This window comes from Ruegeria sp. CDSA221 (assembly GCF_059611825.1).
In genome coordinates this window covers 114,928-135,771 of the sequence record NZ_JBXWPK010000005.1, presented here as the reverse complement: position 1 = coordinate 135,771, position 20,844 = coordinate 114,928, and the positions used below count along the sequence as shown (strand labels likewise).

20 protein-coding genes and 1 pseudogene are annotated in these 20,844 nt (G+C 55.4%); 9 read left to right on the top strand and 12 right to left on the bottom strand.

Annotated features, from left to right (window positions below; genetic code table 11):
* Positions 1 to 4: 4 nt before the first annotated feature.
* The 6 genes and pseudogenes from AC2FJ5_RS09615 to AC2FJ5_RS09590 all read right to left on the bottom strand — a co-directional run bounded on the left by AC2FJ5_RS09615 (position 5) and on the right by AC2FJ5_RS09590 (position 6,715).
* On the bottom strand, positions 5 to 1,156 hold the full coding sequence (locus AC2FJ5_RS09615) for an ABC transporter substrate-binding protein (RefSeq protein WP_142635012.1): 1,152 nt from the start codon (positions 1,154 to 1,156) through the stop codon (positions 5 to 7).
* Positions 1,153 to 3,033, bottom strand: a complete 1,881-nt coding sequence (locus AC2FJ5_RS09610; RefSeq protein WP_496793222.1) for a branched-chain amino acid ABC transporter ATP-binding protein/permease — start codon at positions 3,031 to 3,033, stop codon at positions 1,153 to 1,155. The genes AC2FJ5_RS09615 and AC2FJ5_RS09610 overlap by 4 nt, the downstream gene beginning before the upstream one ends.
* Entirely contained in the window at positions 3,030 to 3,800 is a 771-nt protein-coding gene (locus AC2FJ5_RS09605) for an N-formylglutamate amidohydrolase (protein ID WP_496793220.1), read from the bottom strand. The genes AC2FJ5_RS09610 and AC2FJ5_RS09605 overlap by 4 nt, the downstream gene beginning before the upstream one ends.
* Positions 3,797 to 4,566 (bottom strand): annotated as a pseudogene (locus tag AC2FJ5_RS09600) (Rossmann-fold NAD(P)-binding domain-containing protein). The gene AC2FJ5_RS09605 and the pseudogene AC2FJ5_RS09600 overlap by 4 nt, the downstream one beginning before the upstream one ends.
* Positions 4,566 to 5,870 (bottom strand): glutamine synthetase family protein, encoded by a 1,305-nt coding sequence (locus tag AC2FJ5_RS09595; RefSeq protein WP_496708784.1) that lies wholly within the window; start codon positions 5,868 to 5,870, stop codon positions 4,566 to 4,568. The pseudogene AC2FJ5_RS09600 and the gene AC2FJ5_RS09595 overlap by 1 nt, the downstream one beginning before the upstream one ends.
* Positions 5,867 to 6,715, bottom strand: a complete 849-nt coding sequence (locus AC2FJ5_RS09590) for a MurR/RpiR family transcriptional regulator (RefSeq protein WP_496793219.1) — start codon at positions 6,713 to 6,715, stop codon at positions 5,867 to 5,869. Before AC2FJ5_RS09590 ends, AC2FJ5_RS09595 begins: the two co-directional genes overlap by 4 nt.
* Positions 6,716 to 6,860: 145 nt before the next feature.
* On the opposite strand from AC2FJ5_RS09590, the gene AC2FJ5_RS09585 reads away from it, so the two are divergent.
* The 7 genes from AC2FJ5_RS09585 (at position 6,861) to AC2FJ5_RS09555 (ending at position 12,520) form a co-directional block, all read left to right on the top strand.
* On the top strand, positions 6,861 to 7,502 hold the full coding sequence (locus AC2FJ5_RS09585) for a cysteine hydrolase family protein (RefSeq protein WP_496793218.1): 642 nt from the start codon (positions 6,861 to 6,863) through the stop codon (positions 7,500 to 7,502).
* Positions 7,503 to 8,274: 772 nt separating this feature from the next.
* A complete protein-coding gene (locus AC2FJ5_RS09580; RefSeq protein ID WP_142635000.1) occupies positions 8,275 to 8,628 on the top strand; it encodes a hypothetical protein in 354 nt (117 codons plus the stop codon).
* A 10-nt stretch (positions 8,629 to 8,638) separates the two neighbouring features.
* On the top strand, positions 8,639 to 9,457 hold the full coding sequence (locus AC2FJ5_RS09575; protein ID WP_496793216.1) for a hypothetical protein: 819 nt from the start codon (positions 8,639 to 8,641) through the stop codon (positions 9,455 to 9,457).
* An 83-nt stretch (positions 9,458 to 9,540) separates the two neighbouring features.
* A complete protein-coding gene (locus tag AC2FJ5_RS09570) occupies positions 9,541 to 10,740 on the top strand; it encodes an N-acetyltransferase DgcN family protein (protein WP_281972778.1) in 1,200 nt (399 codons plus the stop codon).
* A complete protein-coding gene (locus AC2FJ5_RS09565) occupies positions 10,737 to 11,858 on the top strand; it encodes an alanine/ornithine racemase family PLP-dependent enzyme (RefSeq protein ID WP_496793215.1) in 1,122 nt (373 codons plus the stop codon). Before AC2FJ5_RS09570 ends, AC2FJ5_RS09565 begins: the two co-directional genes overlap by 4 nt.
* A 48-nt stretch (positions 11,859 to 11,906) precedes the next feature.
* A complete protein-coding gene (locus AC2FJ5_RS09560) occupies positions 11,907 to 12,119 on the top strand; it encodes a hypothetical protein (protein WP_496701683.1) in 213 nt (70 codons plus the stop codon).
* Between the two features lie 119 nt (positions 12,120 to 12,238).
* Positions 12,239 to 12,520 carry a hypothetical protein gene (locus tag AC2FJ5_RS09555; protein WP_142634991.1) on the top strand — a complete coding sequence of 94 codons (282 nt, stop codon included), beginning with the start codon at positions 12,239 to 12,241 and terminating at the stop codon, positions 12,518 to 12,520.
* 339 nt (positions 12,521 to 12,859) lie between these two features.
* Here AC2FJ5_RS09555 and AC2FJ5_RS09550 read toward each other — a convergent pair whose 3' ends face one another.
* The 5 genes from AC2FJ5_RS09550 to cobS form a co-directional block, all read right to left on the bottom strand.
* On the bottom strand, positions 12,860 to 13,201 hold the full coding sequence (locus AC2FJ5_RS09550) for a DUF427 domain-containing protein (protein ID WP_142634990.1): 342 nt from the start codon (positions 13,199 to 13,201) through the stop codon (positions 12,860 to 12,862).
* Positions 13,202 to 13,266: 65 nt separating this feature from the next.
* Positions 13,267 to 15,048 carry an aminopeptidase P family protein gene (locus AC2FJ5_RS09545; protein ID WP_496793214.1) on the bottom strand — a complete coding sequence of 594 codons (1,782 nt, stop codon included), beginning with the start codon at positions 15,046 to 15,048 and terminating at the stop codon, positions 13,267 to 13,269.
* Between the two features lie 53 nt (positions 15,049 to 15,101).
* Positions 15,102 to 16,979, bottom strand: coding sequence for a cobaltochelatase subunit CobT (cobT, locus tag AC2FJ5_RS09540; protein ID WP_496706505.1), 1,878 nt, complete (start codon positions 16,977 to 16,979; stop codon positions 15,102 to 15,104).
* Entirely contained in the window at positions 16,976 to 17,338 is a 363-nt protein-coding gene (locus AC2FJ5_RS09535) for a hypothetical protein (protein WP_496793212.1), read from the bottom strand. The genes cobT and AC2FJ5_RS09535 overlap by 4 nt, the downstream gene beginning before the upstream one ends.
* A complete protein-coding gene (gene cobS, locus AC2FJ5_RS09530; protein ID WP_496793211.1) occupies positions 17,338 to 18,321 on the bottom strand; it encodes a cobaltochelatase subunit CobS in 984 nt (327 codons plus the stop codon). Before cobS ends, AC2FJ5_RS09535 begins: the two co-directional genes overlap by 1 nt.
* Positions 18,322 to 18,771: 450 nt before the next feature.
* Between cobS and AC2FJ5_RS09525 the strand changes: the two genes are divergently transcribed.
* Positions 18,772 to 19,659 (top strand): Hint domain-containing protein, encoded by an 888-nt coding sequence (locus tag AC2FJ5_RS09525; RefSeq protein WP_496690878.1) that lies wholly within the window; start codon positions 18,772 to 18,774, stop codon positions 19,657 to 19,659.
* 5 nt (positions 19,660 to 19,664) lie between these two features.
* Here AC2FJ5_RS09525 and AC2FJ5_RS09520 read toward each other — a convergent pair whose 3' ends face one another.
* Positions 19,665 to 20,291 (bottom strand): J domain-containing protein, encoded by a 627-nt coding sequence (locus AC2FJ5_RS09520; RefSeq protein ID WP_496689725.1) that lies wholly within the window; start codon positions 20,289 to 20,291, stop codon positions 19,665 to 19,667.
* Positions 20,292 to 20,398: 107 nt separating this feature from the next.
* Here AC2FJ5_RS09520 and AC2FJ5_RS09515 point away from each other — a divergent pair, with 107 nt between their 5' ends.
* The gene (locus AC2FJ5_RS09515) at positions 20,399 to 20,653 is read left to right on the top strand and encodes a BolA family protein (RefSeq protein WP_142634975.1); all 255 of its coding nucleotides are present in this window, start codon (positions 20,399 to 20,401) and stop codon (positions 20,651 to 20,653) included.
* The last annotated feature ends 191 nt before the right edge of the window (positions 20,654 to 20,844 follow it).

Genomic DNA, 20,844 nt, shown 5'->3' with positions numbered 1-20,844 from the left:
GACCTTACGGCTGTGGCAGGATTGCGGGATCAGCTGAGGTGCGCAGGACAAACTCTTTTTCGCCTGCATCGGTAATCCGTGCGACCACAACATCACGCAGAGGCATCCGGTCGGTCCCCGCGAAAGTGAAGTTGGACATGATACCCTCACCATTCTCAATGCCGGCCATTGCGGCAGTCACGGCAGCAGGGTCTGTCGTGCCAGCCGCTGCGACAGCATCCTCGATCATATGCGCAATATCGCAGCCATTGACGTAGTAATTGTTGTCAGGCGTGATCCCCTTTGCAGCAGAGAACCGCGCGATGAAATCGGCATAGGCAGAGCCTTCGTCTGGGAAGCCACCAGATGTATGCGCTACGCCTGTGACGACATCACCAAGGCCGCGTACGGTTGGTGAATCGAGTACGTCACCTCCCATCACCTGGGTATCAACCCCGGCACCGCGCAGCGCACGGATGAAGGCCGGGAAATCAGGCTCCCACGCCCATGTGACGATCACATCCGGGGTGGTATCCGCATTCTTGATGGTCGTCACGATGGCAGAAAAGTCCGGCTGGTTCAGCGAATAGTTGCTTTCTCCGACAACGGCGCCACCAAGCGATGTGAAGGCCTCGCCAAAGTACTCGGGCCCACCCAATGTGTAGGCACTGTCTGGGGATTTCACGAGCCAGACACGTTCGAACCCTTGCTCGCGTGCGTGGCCTGCCAGTACGGCGGCCTGCTGGTTGTCCGCGGGGTAACTGCCAAAGACATGTTCACCGACTTGCGTCAGAACCGGGGCTGTTCCGGCAAAGGTCATTGTTGGGATGCTGTCAGCCGCTGTGATCTGGGCCGCGGCGATTGTCGGATCGGCATCGGCTGACGCCACGATGAACTGCGCGCCGTCATCGATCATTTCCTGTACAACTTTAACGCCTTCGGCGATGTCAGACCGGGTGTCGCGCACAATCAACTCAACCGGTGTTGTGCCGTTCAGGCCCCCCTTGGCGTTCATTTCGTCAATGCAGAACTGGAACCCGGCATAGGCGGGTCCATCATAGGGGGCCAGATAGCCCGATTGCGCGGACATTACGCCGATTTTATAACTCTCAGCCATCGCTGTTCCAGCCAGGCCGGTGATAACTGCTGTTGAAAGAAGAAGGGCATTACGTATCATTTTATTGCTACCTCTGTTGGTTGACTTCGGTTGGTTTCGCTAATTTCTGCTTTTTGGGCTGTGCGCCCTTTGCCGATGTAAGCCTCGATGACTTTGGGATTTGCGCGCACGTCTTCAGGCGTGCCTTGCGCGATGACGCCACCTTGGTGCATCACCACGATCCAGTCCGACAGGCGGTTCACGAACCTCAGGTCATGATCGATCAGAAGGACACCGGTGCCGCGTGTTTTGCCGACCTTAATCAGCCGATCAGCCAGGTCATCTGTTTCGCCGGGATTCATGCCAGCGGCCGGTTCATCCAGTAAAAGAATCTTAGGGTCTTGTGCCAAAGCGCGGGCGATTTCCAGGCGCTTGCGGGCACCATATGGCAGGCTGTCGGCGCGATACCCGGCGACTTCCCCAAGATCAAAGGCATCCAGTTCACGCAGGGTGATAGCCGCGGCAGTCTTGCGGTCGTGACCTGCGGCCAAAGCGGCAACAAGAACATTTTCATAGGCTGTCAGACCGCTGAACAGGCGCAAGTTCTGGAAGCTACGCGAGACACCAAAGCCTGGCACTTTGTGATGCGCGACACGGGTCAGGTCAACCTCGCCCATATGCGCAGAACCGGTGTCCGCCTGATAGGCGCGTGTCAGCAAGTTAACAAGCGTGGACTTGCCAGCACCGTTGGGGCCAATCAGGCCAGTGATGCGCCCAGTCGGAGCTTCGAAACTGACGTCTCTTACGGCTTTGACGCCTGCGAAACTTTTTGACAGGTTTGATGCTTTCAGCGTGGCTGGGACGACGGGCTCGGGCGTGCGCGCAGGAGTTACTCGGGACTTCAGGCGCCCGAGCAGATTTGCATCGGCGCCAGGGCCAAGTTCAAAGCCTCCGACCAGACCCTGAGGTCGCGCCCAGATCACCAGCAGGATGGCAAGCCCCAGGACAATCGTCGTCAGGCCAAAGACCTCGGGCAAGGTGACGCCAAGCACAGTTGAGCCGCCTTCGAACTGGCGCACAGTGTCCTGCAGCAGCGTCACCGCGATCACCCCGACCACTGCGCCGCCAACCGATGACATTCCGCCGACAATCATCATGACCACCTGCGCAAAGACGAGCCCAAGGTAGAAGGATGCGGGTGAAAATGCCCCTAGCATATGCCCGTAAAGTGCACCCGCGACTGTCGCCATGGAACCAGAGGCACACCAAGCGATGAATCTTGTGCGTCGGGCATTGATGCCAAGTGCTGTTGCGGCATCCTCATCGTCACGGGCCGCGCGGGAAAACAGGCCCAAACGGCTTTCGCGATACCAACGGGCCAGCAGGATTGCGACCGTGGCCGCGCCGAGGGCCAGAACCAGATCTGTCACCCTTGGCACACCGTAAAACGTCTGGCTGCCGCGTGTGATTTCGCGTGCGGCGATGGCCACGCCATGGGCGATGATCAGCAGGCCAAGCGTGGCAATCGTGGCAGACGCACCCACAAGCCGAGCGATGGCGCTTCCGGTTAGAGCTGCAAAGGCAAGTCCCGCAAGGGCGACCACCGGCAGCGACACCCAGATCGTTACTTCATGGCCTGCCAGAAATGACGGTAGATCCGGTAGGGCAGAACGTTGAAGAGCAGCAGGCATGGTGAGAATGCCTGACAGATAAGCGCCTAGCGCCAAAAACGCGCCATGCCCGAAAGACACAATGCCCGTGTTGCCGCAATAAATCGCAAGGGCCACTACGGCGACCACATTGACACACATCTGTACAGCAATCCGCTCGCCAGTGCGTCCAAAAATCAACGTCAGCCCAAGCACCACAGCCAGCAGCACAGCAACCGCCGCCGCCGTCCGGAGCAAGTTGGACGCCCGCAAGCGTCCGGGATGTGTATGAAGAGGGGCGATGCTCATGAGGGAATGTCCCCTACCGCTGTAAGGATTGCGTCTGCCAGCAGATCCGCCCACAGCCCGACTTGCGATTGTTCGCGGATTTGATCGTTTCGAATTTCAATCAGGCAATGCACAAGCTCACGGGGTTCTGCATGCGCTGGAATAAACCAATCGCCCTCAGTTTCGATCTGATAGGGCTTGTTCAACGCAAAGGTCATGTCAGGGCGGAGCTGCGCGATATGTGCCATCAATGCTTTGGCAGCACCGCCTGTACTGCGGCTTAAAAAGCCTGCCTGCCAAGGCCGGTCCTTGCCATCGAGATGCGGTGTAAAGGAATGGATCGAAAACGCGGCACGACGCGGACGGTTGGCAAAGAGCCGATTCAACTCTGCATCCATAGGTCGAAAGATTTCATCGACACGCATGGCCCGGCTCAATTCGGTGATCGCGCTGTTCCCCGGCACCTCAACCTGGTCGCTGATCGCAGGGACCGCCAAGGGGCTGTCAGGGGGACGGTTACAGTCAAATACCAGCCGTGAGTAATTTTGGACGACGAGAGGCGCGTTCAACTGTTCAGCCAACTGGCGCGCTACATCCTGGGCACCAATGTCCCAGCCGCGGTGGCTTTCAATGACGTCGCGGGAGACTCCCAAATCTCCAAGAATCTCGGGGACCGCATTGCCTGCATGCTCACACAGCAGCACGATCTCCGACGTGCTATCTGCATTAACGACGTCAATCGGCGCAGGATCGTTCGGCCCCAATAAGGTATGAGTACACAAATTCATGCAGCTTGGACCGCACGGTGTGTGTATCGTCTTGTCATACCGAGCAGAACCTTGGGATCGTGCGGGTCGGCAATCAGATCCAGCATTTCGCTTGGGGCGTCGTCAGTCGCTTTTTGGTGCAGCCAGCGCGTGGCCGAGAAATCCTCGACCACAAAGCCAACACCATCAAAAACCGTGATCTGATCTTCGGAGGTTCGTCCCTTTTTAGAACCGGTTAGAACCTGCCACAGTTCGTTGACCGCGTGATCCGGGTCGAGTTGCTGGATATCGCCCTTGATGCGCGTCTGTTTTGGGTACTCTACAGAAATGTCATTGCGCATCAGAATATCCTGTAGCCGATACTCGCAGCGGTTTTAGCTGATTTTGGGGCCAATATACGCGTCACCATCGCCGATGTTGCCACCGTGCGAAGCGCCGTCAGAAGGGTCATTTCAGAAAAGGGCTGTGGATAGCCGGTATCAACAGAGTCCAGCACACCAACGGCGGTTAGGGTTTGCAGGCCGACCTTGGTGTTCGATCGGTGCCCGTTCATGGACTTGAAGGTGTGATCCACACCATCAGAGGTTGGCATCAGTTCAATAACACCGACCTTAGAATGGGACGCCACGCGCGGTGTCTTGTCAAATACCGGCCAGCGTTTGAAATCGGCTTCGATCATATTGGCCAATTCTGCAAGGCAGTCCCGTAGGCCATGCTTATGGACCAGGGCCCGCATGTTTTCGACGCTGACAAATGGAACCAATGCTCTGTCAGAGGGCGCGCTCATCAGTATGTTCCTTCATACGCGGCGCATTTCTGTGCTGTGTCCATGCCTTTTACCGCGTCGATTTCTGCAGCCTTATGGGCGGCGTAGACGCTCGCGAAATCTGGACCAAACCAACCGGTGACTGTCGTATCCGCCTGAAACGCCTCGAGGGCGGCCTCAAGCGTTTCGGGCAGGCGCACAAATCCACGCGCCGTGAGATCGTCCGCTGACAGAAGCGACAGGTCTTCCTCGGTCGGCGCAGGCGCTTTCAGCCCATCTTCGATCCCCTGAACACCAGCATGTACAACAGCGGCCAAAGCCAGGTAAGGCGACGCCGCTGCATCCGCCGCTCGGTATTCAATGTTGAATTGTCTGGCGATTGAAGCGGGGTCCTTTGCCGTCACAGGGCAGACCCTCAACGAGGCCTCGCGGTCTCGGAACCCGAGATTGTTATACGCAGCCGACCACCGGTGCGGAGTAAGGCGTTCGTATGACACGACAGACGGTGCCGTCAGCGCTAAAATGTTAGGCAGGTATTTTAGCACGCCAGCAGCGAACCCATCAGTAAGTCTGGACATCCCGCAGGGGCCGCTTGCATCAAATGTGACCGGCTCGCCGGCATCGTCGACAAAGCTCATGTGGATATGAACGCCATTGCCGACGCTCGCCACATCGCGGATTGGCGTAAAGGTTGCGGCCTCACCCAGATGACGCGCTGCCGAGCGAGTAAGCTCGCGCAGGATTACCGCCTCATCTGCCGAGCGCACACCCTTGGCAGGGCCGATAACGACCTCGTATTGATTGGGGCCGAATTCCTTCATGATACTGTCTGGTTCAAGCCCGTTTTCGGCGAGTGTCGCCATCAGCACTTCGCAAAGCTTCCGCTGAATCTCGAACCCTTCGCGTCCGTATCCCTGATTTTCCACCGCCGGTGGGCTTTTCAGTTGAAACTCGTGCTCGAACGCCGAGATCAGATGAATGCCCGCCACATCATGCAGGCGCTTCAGCGCGGATTTGAGGATAGCGCGCGTACAAAAGGCCCAAGGATCCCCGTCAAGCGTGACGACATCGCCCATCAGGAAATGCTCGGTCACATCTCCAAATGTCGCCCGGGCCTCTGCGTTTGCATCGGGAATCAAAAGCAAATCACCTAGCGCGCCGAACGGGCTGTCAGCGATTATGTCGAAACAGGTGATCTGCACATTGGTAGGGGTCCAGCCGACCCCCCGCACCAGCCGTTTTTCCAACTGATCAGCGGGAAAGGCTTTGCCGCGCACCTTTCCGGCAACATCGGATATGGCAGCAAAAATTAGCGGCAGGGTCATTTTTCATTTTCCTCTTGAGTAAAGCGCAAAGCATCCCAGGCCTTGATGCGGTCTCGGGTCTGTTCCCAGTTGTCCTCGGCAATCCGCGTCACGATGGCCTCGGTCACCGAGAGAGCCGCCGAGTAAGTATCCCACAAGGTGCCGCTATCAATTGGCACCGGCATGACCTCATGGGCGTGTTTGGCAATCGGTGAAATCCATTTGTCCGTCATCAGGATCACACGGGCACTCCGATCGCGTGAGGCAACAAGCGACAGCTGCTCCAGCGCCGGTTGGTAGCGGCGAAAATCAACAGCATAAAGGATATCCCCGGGCCGCATCCGCAACAGATATTCTGGCCAGCCTTCAGGCGTATCAGGCAGATGAAACACATCCTTGCGGATCTGACGCAGGTGGAACGAAAGATGCTTGGCGATCGTATCGCTGATCCGGCCACCCAGCACGTAAACGCTGCGTTTCGGGTCGGTCAGAAGGGTGCAGATCTGGTTAAACTGATCTTCGGTGATCGCATCAGCCGCCATGGCCATCTGGCTGGCCGATTTGGAAATAAAGTCCTTCAGATATCCCCCATGAACGGGCCGTTCCGTCTGGTGGAGTTGAACAGGCGAGCGGTGCCCTTCTTTCAATTCCGCGATAAGATCACGTTGGAAATCCTGATATCCATCAAGTCCAATCTTGGTAACAAACCGTGAGATTGAAGGCGGTGACACCTCGGCGTGTTTTGCCAGCTCCTGGATCGAGGAAAGGCCAGCAAATGGGTAATCCGACAGGATAGCTGCAGCAAGTTTGCGCTCTCCGCTGGTTAGCATATCGGCTGCGTTTTCGATGCGGTCTCTGATCAACATGCGCTATATGGTGGTGGAAAAATATTTTCTGTCAATCTAAATTGAATTGACTTTGGAATTTTATTTTCTTTTAGTATGGACGTCATGATCGCCCTCATTCATAAAATTAGACCTCTTGGGCAAACATTTGAAAGCAGAGACAGACATGGAATTGACCCGCGATCTTCCACTAGAACATGACCAATCGGGATTGCTGTTTATTGACGTGCAGAACTTTGCAGCCCACAGGGATGGTGCCGAATTCGAAGGGCTGACAAATGCCGAGTTTGACGCAAAGTTTGGCTGGTTTTTTGAGCAGCTGAAATCCAGTATCGTACCTAATATGCAAGCCTTGCAAAAGGGATTTCGCGCGGCGGGAATCGAGGTTCTTTACACAACGATTGAAAGTCTGACCAAAGACGGGCGCGACAGATCTCTGGATTACAAAATCACGGGCTTCAACGTGCCCAAAGGATCCTGGGACGGCAAGGTGATCGACGAACTGGCACCAGCCGATGATGAGATCGTGTTTCCAAAATCTTCGTCCTCAGTCTTTGTCTCGACCCACATAGATTACGTGCTGCGCAATCTCGGCATAAAGCAATTGGTGCTGGCAGGGATCGTGACCGATCAATGCGTCGAAAGCGCAATTCGCGATGCCTGTGATCTGGGCTATCTGGTCACCCAAGTGACGGATGCCTGCATGACCTACACGCAAGAGCGTCACGACAATTCCCTGCAAACGATCAAAGGCTACTGCCGTCAGGTGACGACAGCCGAATTGCTTGACGAAATCGGTCGTGGCTAGGTCGGTGAGGCGCCCAGCCGATCCGTTTGGCGGCGCGTCTCAGGCGTTATCCACACCCGTTTTCTCGCCAAATTCCGATTTTTCCCTGCGCGTCAGTCCAACCTGTCATCATCCAAAAAATCGTTCAGAAATATTTGGCGAGGCACACTCAAAACAGCATGTGAGATCAGAGACAAACCCACACTTTTCGGTAAAACGTCCAAGCATTATCTGCCCTCACCACATGTTTTCCTTGATGCAGCGAATGCCAGTTTCAGAGTGACATAGTAAAAAGGCTACATAAGTGGTCACGGATTTGCCGATAAACAAAGCAAATGCCAGGTTGAAACCATTTTTTTGATCGGTATCGGGGCCTTGGGACCAGCGGTAGGGCCACGAGCGTTGTAATTGCGTCTCCAAGTGGTTACATAGGGAACACTAAAGTTCTGGTTTTCTGCAGCCCAGGCGTATCGCCTGCTAGAGTGAACTAAGTTCTTCCATCATGAAAATTCAGCTGTCACGTCCTCTACTTGGATTTGATGTTTGGGAAAGTTGCCGATGTTTTCGCGCACGACCACATCGCTTGTGACGTTAGTTGATCCGTTTGTGGTGATCAGACGCACCGATGGCTTGCCAATAAGCCACAACGCAACCGTTGATCAAATGAGCTTCCGATAGGCAAAAACTGCGCCTATCGACCATCGCGTTCTGGGATTGGCCCGGGCGCAAGATCAAGATTGCGCAGAAAGACATAAAACAGCGAGGCGGCGCTTTCTCCGCCAGAGGAACTAAAATGACATTTCCAGAATGGACGAAACCAGGCATCTACGGTGCTTTGTGTGGTGCGGTTGCGGTCTCAATCCTTGGCTTTACCTGGGGCGGATGGACAACCAGCGGCAGCGCTCAAGAGTTGGCGAAAGACCATGCAAGCGAAGAAGTAACGCTTGCGATGGTGCCGGTCTGCCTGAACAGGTCAACCGCTGATCCCAAGCGCGAAGAAATAATCGAAACACTGCAAGAGGCCTCTGGCTTCAACCGCCGCAAGGCCATGATGGATACAGGTTGGGCAACACTGCCGGGGTCAGATTCGCCAAGCCGCGACCTCGCAGATGCCTGTATCGCGGGGCTTGAGCTGGATGGATCATAAGGCAAAGGCAATGCCGAAACTCTTTCGGACGACTTGGCGCGCAAATCTGTCACTAGGCATTCAGATGAGTGCGGCGCTGATTGGGTTTACACTCGGTGCTTTGCTTTTATTTTCGATGCCTGCATTCGCTCAATCTACATCGCAATCGGTGCCAGAAAATGCCACTGCAACGAGTTACGGTGACGGTTGGAAATGCAACGCCGGGTATAGGTTGAGTGGCGACGTCTGCGCAGCTGTCGTAGTGCCAGAAAATGCCTATCCGACCAACCGTACCTATGGTTTGGGTTGGGAATGTCTTCATGGTTTTCGCGAGAACGATGAAGCGACCTGTGTTGCGGTGATTGTACCCGATGGCGGATTCCTTGATTCATCAGGTGAACGTTGGCATTGCTCGCGCGGTTTTCTCAAAATCGACGATACGTGCCAAGAAATTGTCGTACCCGCAAACGCTTATCTGGCTGATACGACCTATGGACCCGCGTGGGAATGCAAACGTGGGTTCGAAGCATTGGACGACCGTTGCGTCGCCATTGTGGTCCCGGCCAACGCGTATTTGAATTCATCAGGATACGGCCAACCCTGGACATGTGAACGTGGATATTTTGTACAGGATGGCACGTGCGCGGCCGTCGTGATCCCTGAACATGCCTACTTGGACGATGCAACGTACGGCACGGGATGGAAGTGCGAGCGGGGATACGCGACCTCAGGTGTGAATTGCGAAACAATAGAGATTCCTGCGAATGCCCATCTTGACAGGTCCGGAAACCGTTGGAACTGCAACAAGAATTTCAAGTCATCTAAAGGCCTGTGCGTTCTCGATAACTGAGCGCGCGGCGCGACTATTTCGACTTTGGTATCCGATGGTGACGACCGTGTTGCCTTGGGTGTCGACCACACAAAGGAAACATCATGAAAACCGACTTTAACGTGGCAAACACGATCCGTCGTCCTGTTAGCGGGGCGCAGGCGCCGCCATTTACCAGCGACGAACCCATAAGATCAACTTCTGCCACTCAGATCATCTTGCCGCCAACTGCGATTGTCTATTGCCAAGGTAACTTTGCCAAGGCGGATGGCAAAACTGCAAATGGCCTCGTTCGCCATTCAGAGGCCTATAGGATCCTGTCTGTCATAGATAGCGATCACGACGGCAAAGACAGCGGGTTGGTTCTTGACGATACTGTAAACCACATTCCGGTCTTCAGAAGTCTGGACGCTGCTGTTGTCCATGAAGCTGTAATCCCGGATACCCTCATTTACGGGATGGCACCATCTACGGGCAGGCTCTCATCGACAGATCGTGACGTTGTTCTCGACGCGATATCACTTGGTATGAACATCGTCAGTGGATTGCATGAGTATCTGGGCGATGATCCAGAAATCGCCTCTTTTGCGGCCGAACGCAAAGTCACCATCCGAGATATTCGCAAACCTAAACCCAGCAAGGATATGCGCCTGTTCGATGGGAGTATTTCTGGTGTGAAAGCACTGCGCATAGCGGTTCTTGGGACCGACTGCGCCATCGGAAAGCGGACAACAGCGACTGTTTTAGCCCGTGCCTTGAACACAAGAGGCATCAAGACTGTCCTTGTTGGTACGGGCCAGACAGGTTTGATGCAGGGTGCAAAATATGGGGTGGCAATGGATGCCGTACCACCGCAGTTCTGTTGCGGCGAACTTGAAGGCGCGATCGTCGACGCTTCCGAGTCTGAACGACCCGATGTCATATTGATCGAAGGTCAAGGGGCGTTGAGCCATCCGGCATTCTGCACATCCGCCTTTATCCTGCGGGGCAGCCAGCCGGACGCCGTAATCCTCCAGCACGCTCCAAAGCGCGCGCATCGCTGTGACTTTCCCAATATGCCGATGCCCAAGCCTGCAAGTGAGATTGCCCTAATCGAAGCATTTGCTGACACAAAGGTCATTGGTGTCACGCTCAATCATGAGGGGATGTCCGAGGCCGAGGTAACCGACACGATCGCCGCACAGTCACAAATACTCGGGCTGCCTGTAACGGATGTACTCAGCCGGCCGGCTTCGCATTTGCTTGCAATGGTTGTTGCCGCTTACCCTGGGTTACGTCACTCCACACCCGTGGCTGCGATATGAGTACCCCTCGCATTGAGGTGCATCTGAGCAAGATACGTCACAATGCGAAGACTGTTGTCGAGCGCCTCAAGACACGCGGCATCGGTGTCACCGGTGTGACCAAGGCAGTGTGCGGGCATCCGGCCATCGCTCAGGCAATGCTCGACGGCGGCGCTGTGGGGCTTGCGGAAGCGCGGCTTAGTAACGTGCGAAGGTTACGCAACGCGGGCATGACATGCCCGATCACATTGATCCGTACACCAACGCTGAGCCAGGTCGATCAGGTCATCCAATACTGTGAGGCGAGCTACAATACAGAAATCCTCGTGATTACCGCTCTGGCCGCCGCCGCGATCCGGAAAGACTGCATTCACGGCATTATCCTGATGGTTGAGATGGGCGATCTGCGCGAAGGGATCATGCCAAAAGACCTCGGCTCAGTTGCACAGCAAGTGGTGGACATGCCCGGCGTTACGCTGAAAGGCATCGGAGCGAACTTTGCATGTCTGGGGGGAATTGCCCCGAATGCTGCAGATATGGAGGCCCTATCTGACCTGGCGAATGAAACAGAGGGGCAGTGTGGTCCCTTCCTTCACACGGTATCTGGCGGAAACTCGGCCAACCTTCCTTGGGCCCTCGGCGGACACCCAGCTTGTCGCATCAATGATCTAAGGCTGGGGGAAGCAATGCTTCTGGGCGTTGATCCGGTTTCCGGAGATCAGATAGGCGGGATGTATACGGATGCATTTACGCTTGTCGCTGAGGTAATTGAAACAGGGTCCAAACCTGCATCTCACCCTCAGAGTATCTGCGATCCGGTATTCAAAAGACTTCACCTCGTCCCGAAAAGCGGACAGAGCACACAAATAATCCTGGCCGTTGGTCAGCAAGATACGGACATTTTGGGGCTTTCGATGCCCCCTGGATATAGGCTTATTGGTGCAACAAGCGATCATCTTGTCGTTGGCACTTACCATTCGACGCAAAGCGTAGGATCGGAAATGAAGTTCCAAATGAACTATAGTGCATTGATGAATGCTATGTCCGCTCCTGACGTTAAGACAAAGCTGCTCCGTGGCAGTCATTCACGACACGCGCATGTCTCTCAAGGATCAGGCAATCACCTGGCATCGATTTGAACACTCAACTGATAAATGCACCGTTGAAAACGGTTAGGAGAATAACCATTGGCAAAGCTGACAAAAAAAACTGTCTTCAATGCACACGTTCCCAGGGCGGAAACACCGATGGACAAAACAACGCGGATCGTTAGAGAAATGGTCAATGAAGAAGCAGAGCAAAGACAGATCAAGAATGCCCGGCTCCGCAAAACTCGGCTCGAAAGGGATGCGAATACATTATCTGAAGCCTGTCCGCCGAAGCCCGTCAAAAAGCGGTGACAGGATTGTCGCCCCTTCTTTTTGCCCGACTTGAATGATCGAAACACGAACAAAGCGGCTAGCGAGCATTGTTTTTCCCATGCATCACTCGCACCCATACTCATTTTACGGATACTGCCATGACAATCTCAGATGAGAGCTCAGAAAAAATTCACTATATCTGCCAGACATATGTGGAAAATAAGCCCGGTCGCGGAGGGCAAGGAAACTTGAAAATTGGCAAGCAATTTGAATACTCCACGGCGGCGGAAGCACAAAACAGAGCAGAAAGGGAAGCGCTATCCGACGATTGCGCTGGCGCTGATGCCTACATGGTCAGTGAGGACCCGAACAGTGGCGAGGTCGGGGCGCCAAGCTTCATCATTAGGCTTGGAAATGTTCCGGAATTTGATGAGTTTTAGATCTTGAGCAGGCTTCAGTTTAACTCTCTAAACTCACCTTGATTGCGGCATTAGATCGACAAAAAGCAAATCTATTTGGTGCCAGAAAAACAGACCATTTAGGGCGTGGGTTTTGCCAAGAAACTGCGCCATGAATACCGGAAAAAGCAGATATTAGTGTAGGCGCAGCGAGAAATCCCAAGGTGCAGGTCGGGCTCGTATGATACTTTCGTGGTATCCAGCGAAAAGGATCGTTCACTTACTTCGAGCCAGGTTTTGACGTGAAGGCCAAAGCGATCTGGCCTTTCATATTGTGCAACAACTAGATTGAGTAGAGGTATTGCGCATCTGGGACATACGTCAGATTTGTTCGACCTTCACGGAATCAAGCGGGTAGAAGGCGACATGGCCTTTGATGTCTAAGGCAGAATGGATCGGGTCTTCATAGCTCCAAGCAGCGTTTTCAGTGACCGAGGATTTGTTGACGATCGAAAAATGCGTGGCTTGGCCCTTGTGTTTGCACTGCGTGACCTTGTCGGTAACATCCAGAAATGCCATCGCGATATCGGTACGAGGGAAATAGATGACCGGATCAAGATCGCCCTCGAGCAATTCCAGAGCATTTGTGGTTTCACCCAGAATGGCGCCTCCTGAACGGACGCTCCATTTGCCTGGTGTCTTGCGAATGGTGATCTCGGTCATCTTTGCTCTTTCCTCTGGTCCGGTTTCCCGCTTGTCCACTGCCCGGTAAATGTAACGATGCGGTGTCAGATCGGTGCGGTTGCGGCATCCAACCACAGTTGGGCGTCATCTCCCAGCCTTGGTCGAACATTTTCGGCAACTTCGCGGTGATATGCGTTCAGCCAGTCGCGTTCGACTGCTGTCAGCATATCGGTCAGAACCAAGCGTCGGTCGATAGGGACATAGGTCAATGTGCGCCATTCCAACATGGGACGTTCCGCGTCACCACTGGGCAGGGTAGGGGCAGATTGCACCACCAAAAGGTTTTCAATCCGGATTCCAAAGGCACCTTCGCGGTAATAACCCGGCTCATTCGACAAGATCATGCCCGGCAGCAAGGGCTCATGGCTGGCTTTGGACAGACGCTGAGGACCCTCATGCACACTCAGATAGGCACCGACGCCGTGCCCGACACCGTGATTAAAGTCCTGACCCGCTGCCCATAGGGGCACACGCGCCACGGATTCGATATCACGTCCAGCCAACCCGGCAGGCCAGCGCAGCATAGACATGGCGATCATGCCTTTCAGCACGCGAGTAAAGCAGGCTTTTTCTTCTTCACCCACATTGCCGATAGCAATGGTCCGGGTGATATCAGTCGTGCCATCCAAATATTGTCCGCCGCTGTCCAGCACCAGGATATGACCGTCTTGCAGCAGGCTGTCGGTTTCCTCGGTCACCCGGTAATGCATGATCGCGCCATTGGGTCCTGTCCCTGCAATCGTATCGAACGAGATATCCTGCAGGGCATTATCCTTGCGCCGGTTCTCCTCAAGCCGAGTGACCACCTGCGTTTCCGTAACATCGCCAGCGGCTTGTGCATCCAGCCAGCACAGCGTTTCGATCACAGCGACAGCATCGCGCAGATGTGCCTCGGCACTGCCTGCGATTTCGGCAGGGTTCTTGCAGGCTTTGGGCAGCGCACAAGGGTCGCCGCCATCGACCATCTGCCCCTCTAGCACATCGGCCACTGCCTGTGGCAGCGTACCAAGATCAACCTGAACCTTACCGTCAAGCGCTGCGACAGCCGTCAAAAACGTGTCCGGCGCATGAACTGTGACTGAATCGGCCATCGCCACGTTCAGCTTTTGGTGCGCCATGAACAGATCCACGCGGCCATCCGCATGCAGTATAGCAAACCCATGCGCCACCGGGTTGTACCCGATATCGGAGCCCCGAATATTCAACAACCACATGATCGAGTCGGGCAGGGTAATCACCGCTGCGCTACAGCCCGCGTCCTGCAGGGACTGCGCCAGACGCGCGATTTTTCTGTCTGCGTTTTCGCCCGCGAATTTGATCGGGTGCAGCTTTACCGGGTTCATTGGTGGATCGGGTTGATCCCGCCAAACCCGGTCCACCAGATTGTCGCTGCGCACCAGTGTAATATCTCGGCCTTCAAGGTCGGTCTGCGTTTTCGCGATCTGACCCGCCGAATGTAGCCACGGATCAAAGCCAACCCGACCACCCTGCGGGAGTTGTTCCTTTAGCCACGCGGCAAGGCTGACCTCGGGCCATGGAACAGGTGTGTAATCGGCGGCGACCTGCGCTTTGACCTGCGTGCGATAACGTCCGTCAATGAAGACGCCGGCCTTTTCTGCCAAAACCACGCAGAACCCGGCCGAACCTGTGAACCCGGTCAGCCAGGCAAGCCGTTCGTCGCGCGGGGCCACATACTCGCCTTGATGCACATCCGCGCGCGGGACCAAGAAACCGTCCAACCCATCGCGTGTCAATTCGGTCCGCAGATCGGCCAGCCGAGGCGGGCCCTGTTCCGGCCGTGCGGTCACGGCGAAGGACTGAAACATGTCATACCTCTATCAGTTTGGAGCGCGCGACGCCATGTTATGGAAAAGGCGATTCAGCCTACTCTCTTCATTCCCATCACCCGTGCTCGTGCGCGCGGATCACTGTCAAACAGAGCGGCCAGTTGTTCGGTCATGGCTCCGGCCAGTTGCTCGACATCCGTGATGGTCACGGCGCGGTCGTAATACCGGGTCACGTCATGGCCGATGCCGATGGCAAGCAATTCCACCATCTTGCGCTTTTCGACCATCCCTATCACATCGCGCAGGTGCTTTTCCAGATAGTTTGCTGGGTTCACGCTGAGCGTTGAATCATCGACCGGCGCCCCGTCCGAGATTACCATCAAAATCTTGCGCTGCTCGCGCCGTGCCATCATCCGGCGATGCGCCCATTCCAGTGCCTCGCCGTCGATATTTTCCTTCAGTAGCCCTTCTTTCATCATCAGCCCCAGATTGGGCCGGGCGCGTCGCCACGGGGCATCCGCGCCTTTGTAGATGATATGGCGTAGATCGTTCAGACGACCGGGCTGCTGTGGGCGGCCATCGTTCAGCCAGGCCTCGCGCGCCAGCCCGCCTTTCCACGCTCGCGTGGTAAAGCCCAGAATCTCGACCTTGACGTTGCAGCGTTCCAGCGTGCGTGCCAGAACATCCGCGCAGATCGCCGCGATCGAAATAGGTCGCCCGCGCATCGAGCCCGAATTATCCAACAGCAGCGTCACCACCGTATCGCGGAACTCAGTGTCCTTCTCGACCTTAAAGCTCAGCGGTGTGGTTGGGCTTGCAACAACACGCGCCAGACGGCCCGCGTCCAGAATGCCTTCTTCGCGGTCGAACTCCCAGCTGCGGTTCTGTTGCGCCTGCAACCGGCGCTGCAATTTGTTGGCCAAACGGCTGACGGCGCCTTTCAACGGTTCTAGCTGTTGATCCAGATAGGCCCGAAGGCGTTCCAGCTCAGCGGGCTCCGCCAGATCCTCGGCGGCGATCTCTTCGTCATGGGTGCTCAGGTAGACCTTATAGTCGGGATCAGCATCGGATGCAGGCGGAGGGGCAGGCGGCTCCAGCGGGGCCTCGCCCTCGGGCATCTCGGCCTCTTCTCCCATTTCATCCTCGGCCATCTCATCCATGGAGACTTGGGCCTGAGACTGATCCTGCTGTTCTTCCTGTGACTGCTCAGGGGTCGCATCCGCGTCCTGTTCGTCCTGATCATCCTGACCAGTGCTGTCGGGGTCGGGCTGTTCTTCGGCGTCGTCTTCGGCCTGATCTTCCTGATCTTCGTCCAGCTCATCCGGGTCATCGCCCAGCTGATCGCCATAGCCCAGATCCTTGATCATCTGGCGTGCAAACTTGGCGAATTCGGCCTGGTCCGAAAGCACCTCGTCAAGGTTCTCCAGTACGCCCCCCGCCTGATCTTCGATAAACCCGCGCCACAGGTTCATGACATTGTCAGCCGCAGGCGGCAGGTCGCGACCAGTGGCCAGATGCCGGATCAGATAGCCGGCGGCCACCGAAAGAGGCGCGTCAGCTGGCTGTTTGCACTGATCATACCCACGCCGGATCGCTTCGTGCCCGATCTTGACGTCGATGTTGGACGCAGTGCCTGGCATGTCCCGCGCACCCATCGCTTCGCACCGGGCAACCTCCATCGCCTCGTACAGATCGCGGGCCATGTCACCCGGAGGCGCATAGCGATTATGAGTAGCATCATCGTGATAGCGTCGCTGCAAAGCCAAAGCATCCGCGGTCCCGCGCGCCAACAGAACCTCTTCCCGCGTCATGCGCCGCGAGACCTGAGGCAACCGCATCGACTCACCCGACAGGCCCGACGGGTCGACCGTATAGCTCACCGTAAGTTCCGGATCGTCGGCCATCACTTTGGTGGCTTCGGCCAGAGCTTTCTTGAACGGATCAGCGGGGTTGTCTTTGGGTTTGCTCATATTGGGTTTCCAGACTCCGGGTCGGCGTATTGCGCGAAGACAACATCTGGGTCTTGTTGAAGCATGTATCTGCAGTGCACCCGAGAATTCTGGCTTAGTTTCAACTCCGAGACAAAGGATTTCGGCTTCTTCCACTGTTGAGCAATGATGCCTACAGCCACATCATCCAGTTCAACCAACCAGGTCGCTCTGCCTCCGGAAATGCGTGCCAAATATCCTTGCGTTTGAATGGCTTTACATAAATCTAAGCCAGTTGCGGGTAAAGGAACAGAAAGATCTGCATCATGAGGTGCAGACACATCATCCCCTGCAGTCACGCTATCTCGTGTCAGCAACAATGAATAATGCGTGTTGCGCATCACCCCAAGCTCGTACTTGCAGCGCTTTCCGGGAGTTCCTCGTCAAAACACCGCTGATAGAACTCGGCCACTGTCTGGCGCTCCAGCTCGTCGCATTTGTTCAGAAAGGATAGGCGGAAAGCATAGCCGACATTGCGGAAAATCTCGGCGTTTTGCGCCCAGTTGATTACCGTTCGGGGGCTCATCACGGTCGAAAGATCACCGTTCATGAAGGCGGTCCGAGTCAGATCGGCAACGGTGACCATCTGAGCGACGATCTTGCGGCCCTCGGCAGTGTTGTAATGCGGCGCTTTGGACAGAACGATCATCGTTTCTGCGTCATGGCTAAGGTAGTTCAGCGTCGCGACCAGAGACCAACGGTCCATCTGGGCTTGGTTGATCTGTTGTGTGCCGTGATACAGGCCGGTCGTGTCACCCAGCCCAACAGTATTGGCGGTGGCAAACAGGCGGAAATACTTGTGCGGCGTCAGAATCTCGTTCTGGTCCAGCAGGGTCAGGCTGCCATTGGTTTCCAGAACGCGCTGGATCACAAACATCACGTCTGCGCGCCCGGCATCGTATTCGTCAAAGACGATCGCAACAGGGTTACGCAGAGCCCAGGGCAGAATTCCTTCGTGGAAATCCGTGACCTGCTTGCCGTCGCGCAGTTTGATCGCGTCCTTGCCGATCAGGTCGATCCGGCTGATATGGCTGTCGAGGTTCACACGCACAGCCGGCCAATTCAGGCGTGCGGCAACCTGTTCGATATGGGTCGATTTACCGGTGCCGTGATAACCCTGAATCATCACGCGGCGGTTATGGGTAAACCCTGCGAGGATTGCCAGCGTCGTATCTGGGTCGAACTTATATGTCGGGTCGGTCTCGGGAACCCGTTCTGTCTGTTCGTAAAAGCGTTTGACCTGCATGTCAGAATCGATGCCGAACACATCTCGGACCGAAATCTCTTCTGTTGGTTTTGCGTTTGCGTCAATCGGCCAATCCATGCCTGTCGTCCTTATCCTGATACCGCGGCCCCCGCGCGGGCTTCTGAACCCGTGTGTGGTGCAACATATTGCGGGTAAGGGCAAGGGGAAGCGGCGAGGCTAAAAGGCTGAGGCGCAGTTTCATTCGTATTGACGCACTCGGCATACCGCCTCGGTTCGTTTCAGATAGAGGCACAGTGCCCAATCGGTTTACACATAAGAAGATGGTCTTGGTGAAATTGCACTTTTACATCAGGCGATATTGTTGGCCAGCAGGCAACAATATGCATTCAAATATGAAAATATCACTTAGTTTGGGGGTAACTGTGTTTTAGACTGAACATATTGGTGAGTTTTGATGGGTTACGAGTGAGGTGGTTTATGAGAAGCTTGGTTCAGGCTGCTTTCAGTTCTGTACTTTCCATGGTCATTTGTTGGTGCACTCGCTCGTCGGCATCCTGGGCTTGACCAATGGCTTTTGATGCCCTTCTCCATACTGTCAACAGCACCGGCCGCGGAGACCTGATCGTTCAGGACACGACCGTTCCTGCCATTATCTCTGGCTCTACGATCTCGTTCGACGGTGGGGCAACGTTCCAGACCTACACATATCTTGGCCAAGGCAATTACCGTGGCACAGGGGAATCTGGCGAGTTCATTCGGGTGGGCGGCCAGGTTTATGCCTGGGACACGGCGAACCCGACGGGCCCGATGACATTGGGGAACTGGAAGATCACGACCTCGGATCTTGATCCAACAGACCCACCCTGTTTTGTTTCCGGGACTTTGATTGATACCGACAACGGACCGGTTCCGGTCGAGAAATTGGTTGTTGGCGACAGGGTGCTCGTCTCGAATGGCGGGGCACTGCCTATTGTCTGGATCGGCAAAAGGGCTCTTAGCACTATGGCTTTGCACAGCAGGCCAAAGTTCAGACCTGTCTGCATCCGGAGAAATGCTCTGGGCAAAGGGGTGCCGGATCAGGATTTGTACGTGTCGCCTCAGCATCGGATCGTGCTGGAAGGCTGGCGGGCCGAGTTATTGTTTGGCGAAGCAAAGGTTTTTTCGGCTGCCATCCATTTGGTCAATGGCGATACGGTCTATCAAGTGTCGCCCGATAAGCCGGTAGAATATTTTCACATTGCCTGCGAACGGCACGAGATTTTGACATCCAATGGCGTGCGCAGCGAAAGCCTGTTTCTGGGCGACAGGGCGCTGCAATCCTTTCACCGCGAAGACGTCGACGAATTGCGCGCGCTATTCCCTGAACTGTGTGCTGAGGCGTCGGTTCCTCGAACGCGGTTACGTTGCTTGAAGCGCCCCGAAGTGCTGGCGCTGCAGGGTATGGCCAGCAATTAAAACGCCTATTTAAAGTTCCGGCTGTCTTTGATCTGGTCCCAGGCCCAGACAACCTCTTGCAGCTGCTCTTCCTGCGAGCGGTCGCCGCCGTTCATATCGGGGTGCAACACCTTGATCAGCTTTTTATAGGTCTTTCGGATTTCGGCCTTGGACCAGCTGTCATTGGCTTCCAGAATCTCGATAGCGCGACGTTCGGTCGGGGGCAGGCGGCGGCCGCCTCCGCCTGTAGTGCGCCCTTTGTTCTGGGTACTGTTCGCGCCCAGCACCTGGTGCGGGTCTTCGATTCCCAAACGGGCCCAGGCACGTGCCTCGGGATCGCCCATGGGTTTGGTTTCACGCTCCCAGACTTTGTCCTTAGACTGTTGAGCATTCATTTCGGCCTCGGTCGTGCCGTCGAAGAAATTCCATTTCTGGTTATACTCGCGCACATGCTGCTGGCAGAACCAGAAGAAATCATCCAAAACATCCGGTGCTTTCGGGGCCCGAAATTTACCAGGCTCTTCACAGCCCTCATGGTCACAGATTCGCACCGAAGTTTCAGACGCGCCAGACATACCACGCCGTCCACGCGGGTTTTTTTTCTTCGCGCTGGAGACGGACATATCGAATCCAAATGGGTCTGATTTCGTCATGCTATGATCCTTAAGAACGCATCTTCTCGACTCGGAGGCAGCAGTTTAGTCTAAGCAGCCGAAAGTAGAAGAGGGGGGCGGTAATATTTTTGCCGCTGAGCGTAAAAATGACCGTGACCGAAGAAATGCGAAGCCGCCTGCAATCGGCGTTTGATCCACATGAGCTTGAAATCGTTGACGACAGCGAAAGCCACCGCGGGCATGCCGGATTCCAAGAAGGTGGTGAAAGCCATTTCAACATCCGAATCCGCGCGGCTGCATTCGAGGGGCAATCTCGCGTTGCCCGCCACCGCGCAGTGCACAAGGCGCTTGGAGATATCGTGCCGCGGATCCATGCTCTGGCATTGGATATAGGTGTTTAGGCAGGCTTTTGTAACGCGGCCCGGAACGGTCGCACCCCTGCAGAGAAGACAATTCGCGGGTTTTGCCGTGATCGTTCAGAGATTGGTACAGGGTCGCGGGTTGGATAGGTGAAAGCCGGCCGGTAATTTTTCGGTGTTTTGGTGATTTCGACCGGTTTCTTGCACTGATTGCAACAAATCAGGAAATTCAG

Coding starts and splice junctions, on each gene's coding strand:
- AC2FJ5_RS09615 (WP_142635012.1), bottom strand. CDS start 1,156: ATGATACGTAATGCCCTTCTTCTTTCAACAGCAGTTATCACCGGCCTG.
- AC2FJ5_RS09610 (WP_496793222.1), bottom strand. CDS start 3,033: ATGAGCATCGCCCCTCTTCATACACATCCCGGACGCTTGCGGGCGTCC.
- AC2FJ5_RS09605 (WP_496793220.1), bottom strand. CDS start 3,800: ATGAATTTGTGTACTCATACCTTATTGGGGCCGAACGATCCTGCGCCG.
- AC2FJ5_RS09595 (WP_496708784.1), bottom strand. CDS start 5,870: ATGACCCTGCCGCTAATTTTTGCTGCCATATCCGATGTTGCCGGAAAG.
- AC2FJ5_RS09590 (WP_496793219.1), bottom strand. CDS start 6,715: ATGTTGATCAGAGACCGCATCGAAAACGCAGCCGATATGCTAACCAGC.
- AC2FJ5_RS09585 (WP_496793218.1), top strand. CDS start 6,861: ATGGAATTGACCCGCGATCTTCCACTAGAACATGACCAATCGGGATTG.
- AC2FJ5_RS09580 (WP_142635000.1), top strand. CDS start 8,275: ATGACATTTCCAGAATGGACGAAACCAGGCATCTACGGTGCTTTGTGT.
- AC2FJ5_RS09575 (WP_496793216.1), top strand. CDS start 8,639: ATGCCGAAACTCTTTCGGACGACTTGGCGCGCAAATCTGTCACTAGGC.
- AC2FJ5_RS09570 (WP_281972778.1), top strand. CDS start 9,541: ATGAAAACCGACTTTAACGTGGCAAACACGATCCGTCGTCCTGTTAGC.
- AC2FJ5_RS09565 (WP_496793215.1), top strand. CDS start 10,737: ATGAGTACCCCTCGCATTGAGGTGCATCTGAGCAAGATACGTCACAAT.
- AC2FJ5_RS09555 (WP_142634991.1), top strand. CDS start 12,239: ATGACAATCTCAGATGAGAGCTCAGAAAAAATTCACTATATCTGCCAG.
- AC2FJ5_RS09550 (WP_142634990.1), bottom strand. CDS start 13,201: ATGACCGAGATCACCATTCGCAAGACACCAGGCAAATGGAGCGTCCGT.
- AC2FJ5_RS09545 (WP_496793214.1), bottom strand. CDS start 15,048: ATGTTTCAGTCCTTCGCCGTGACCGCACGGCCGGAACAGGGCCCGCCT.
- cobT (WP_496706505.1), bottom strand. CDS start 16,979: ATGAGCAAACCCAAAGACAACCCCGCTGATCCGTTCAAGAAAGCTCTG.
- AC2FJ5_RS09535 (WP_496793212.1), bottom strand. CDS start 17,338: ATGCGCAACACGCATTATTCATTGTTGCTGACACGAGATAGCGTGACT.
- cobS (WP_496793211.1), bottom strand. CDS start 18,321: ATGGATTGGCCGATTGACGCAAACGCAAAACCAACAGAAGAGATTTCG.
- AC2FJ5_RS09525 (WP_496690878.1), top strand. CDS start 18,772: ATGGCTTTTGATGCCCTTCTCCATACTGTCAACAGCACCGGCCGCGGA.
- AC2FJ5_RS09520 (WP_496689725.1), bottom strand. CDS start 20,291: ATGACGAAATCAGACCCATTTGGATTCGATATGTCCGTCTCCAGCGCG.
- AC2FJ5_RS09515 (WP_142634975.1), top strand. CDS start 20,399: ATGACCGTGACCGAAGAAATGCGAAGCCGCCTGCAATCGGCGTTTGAT.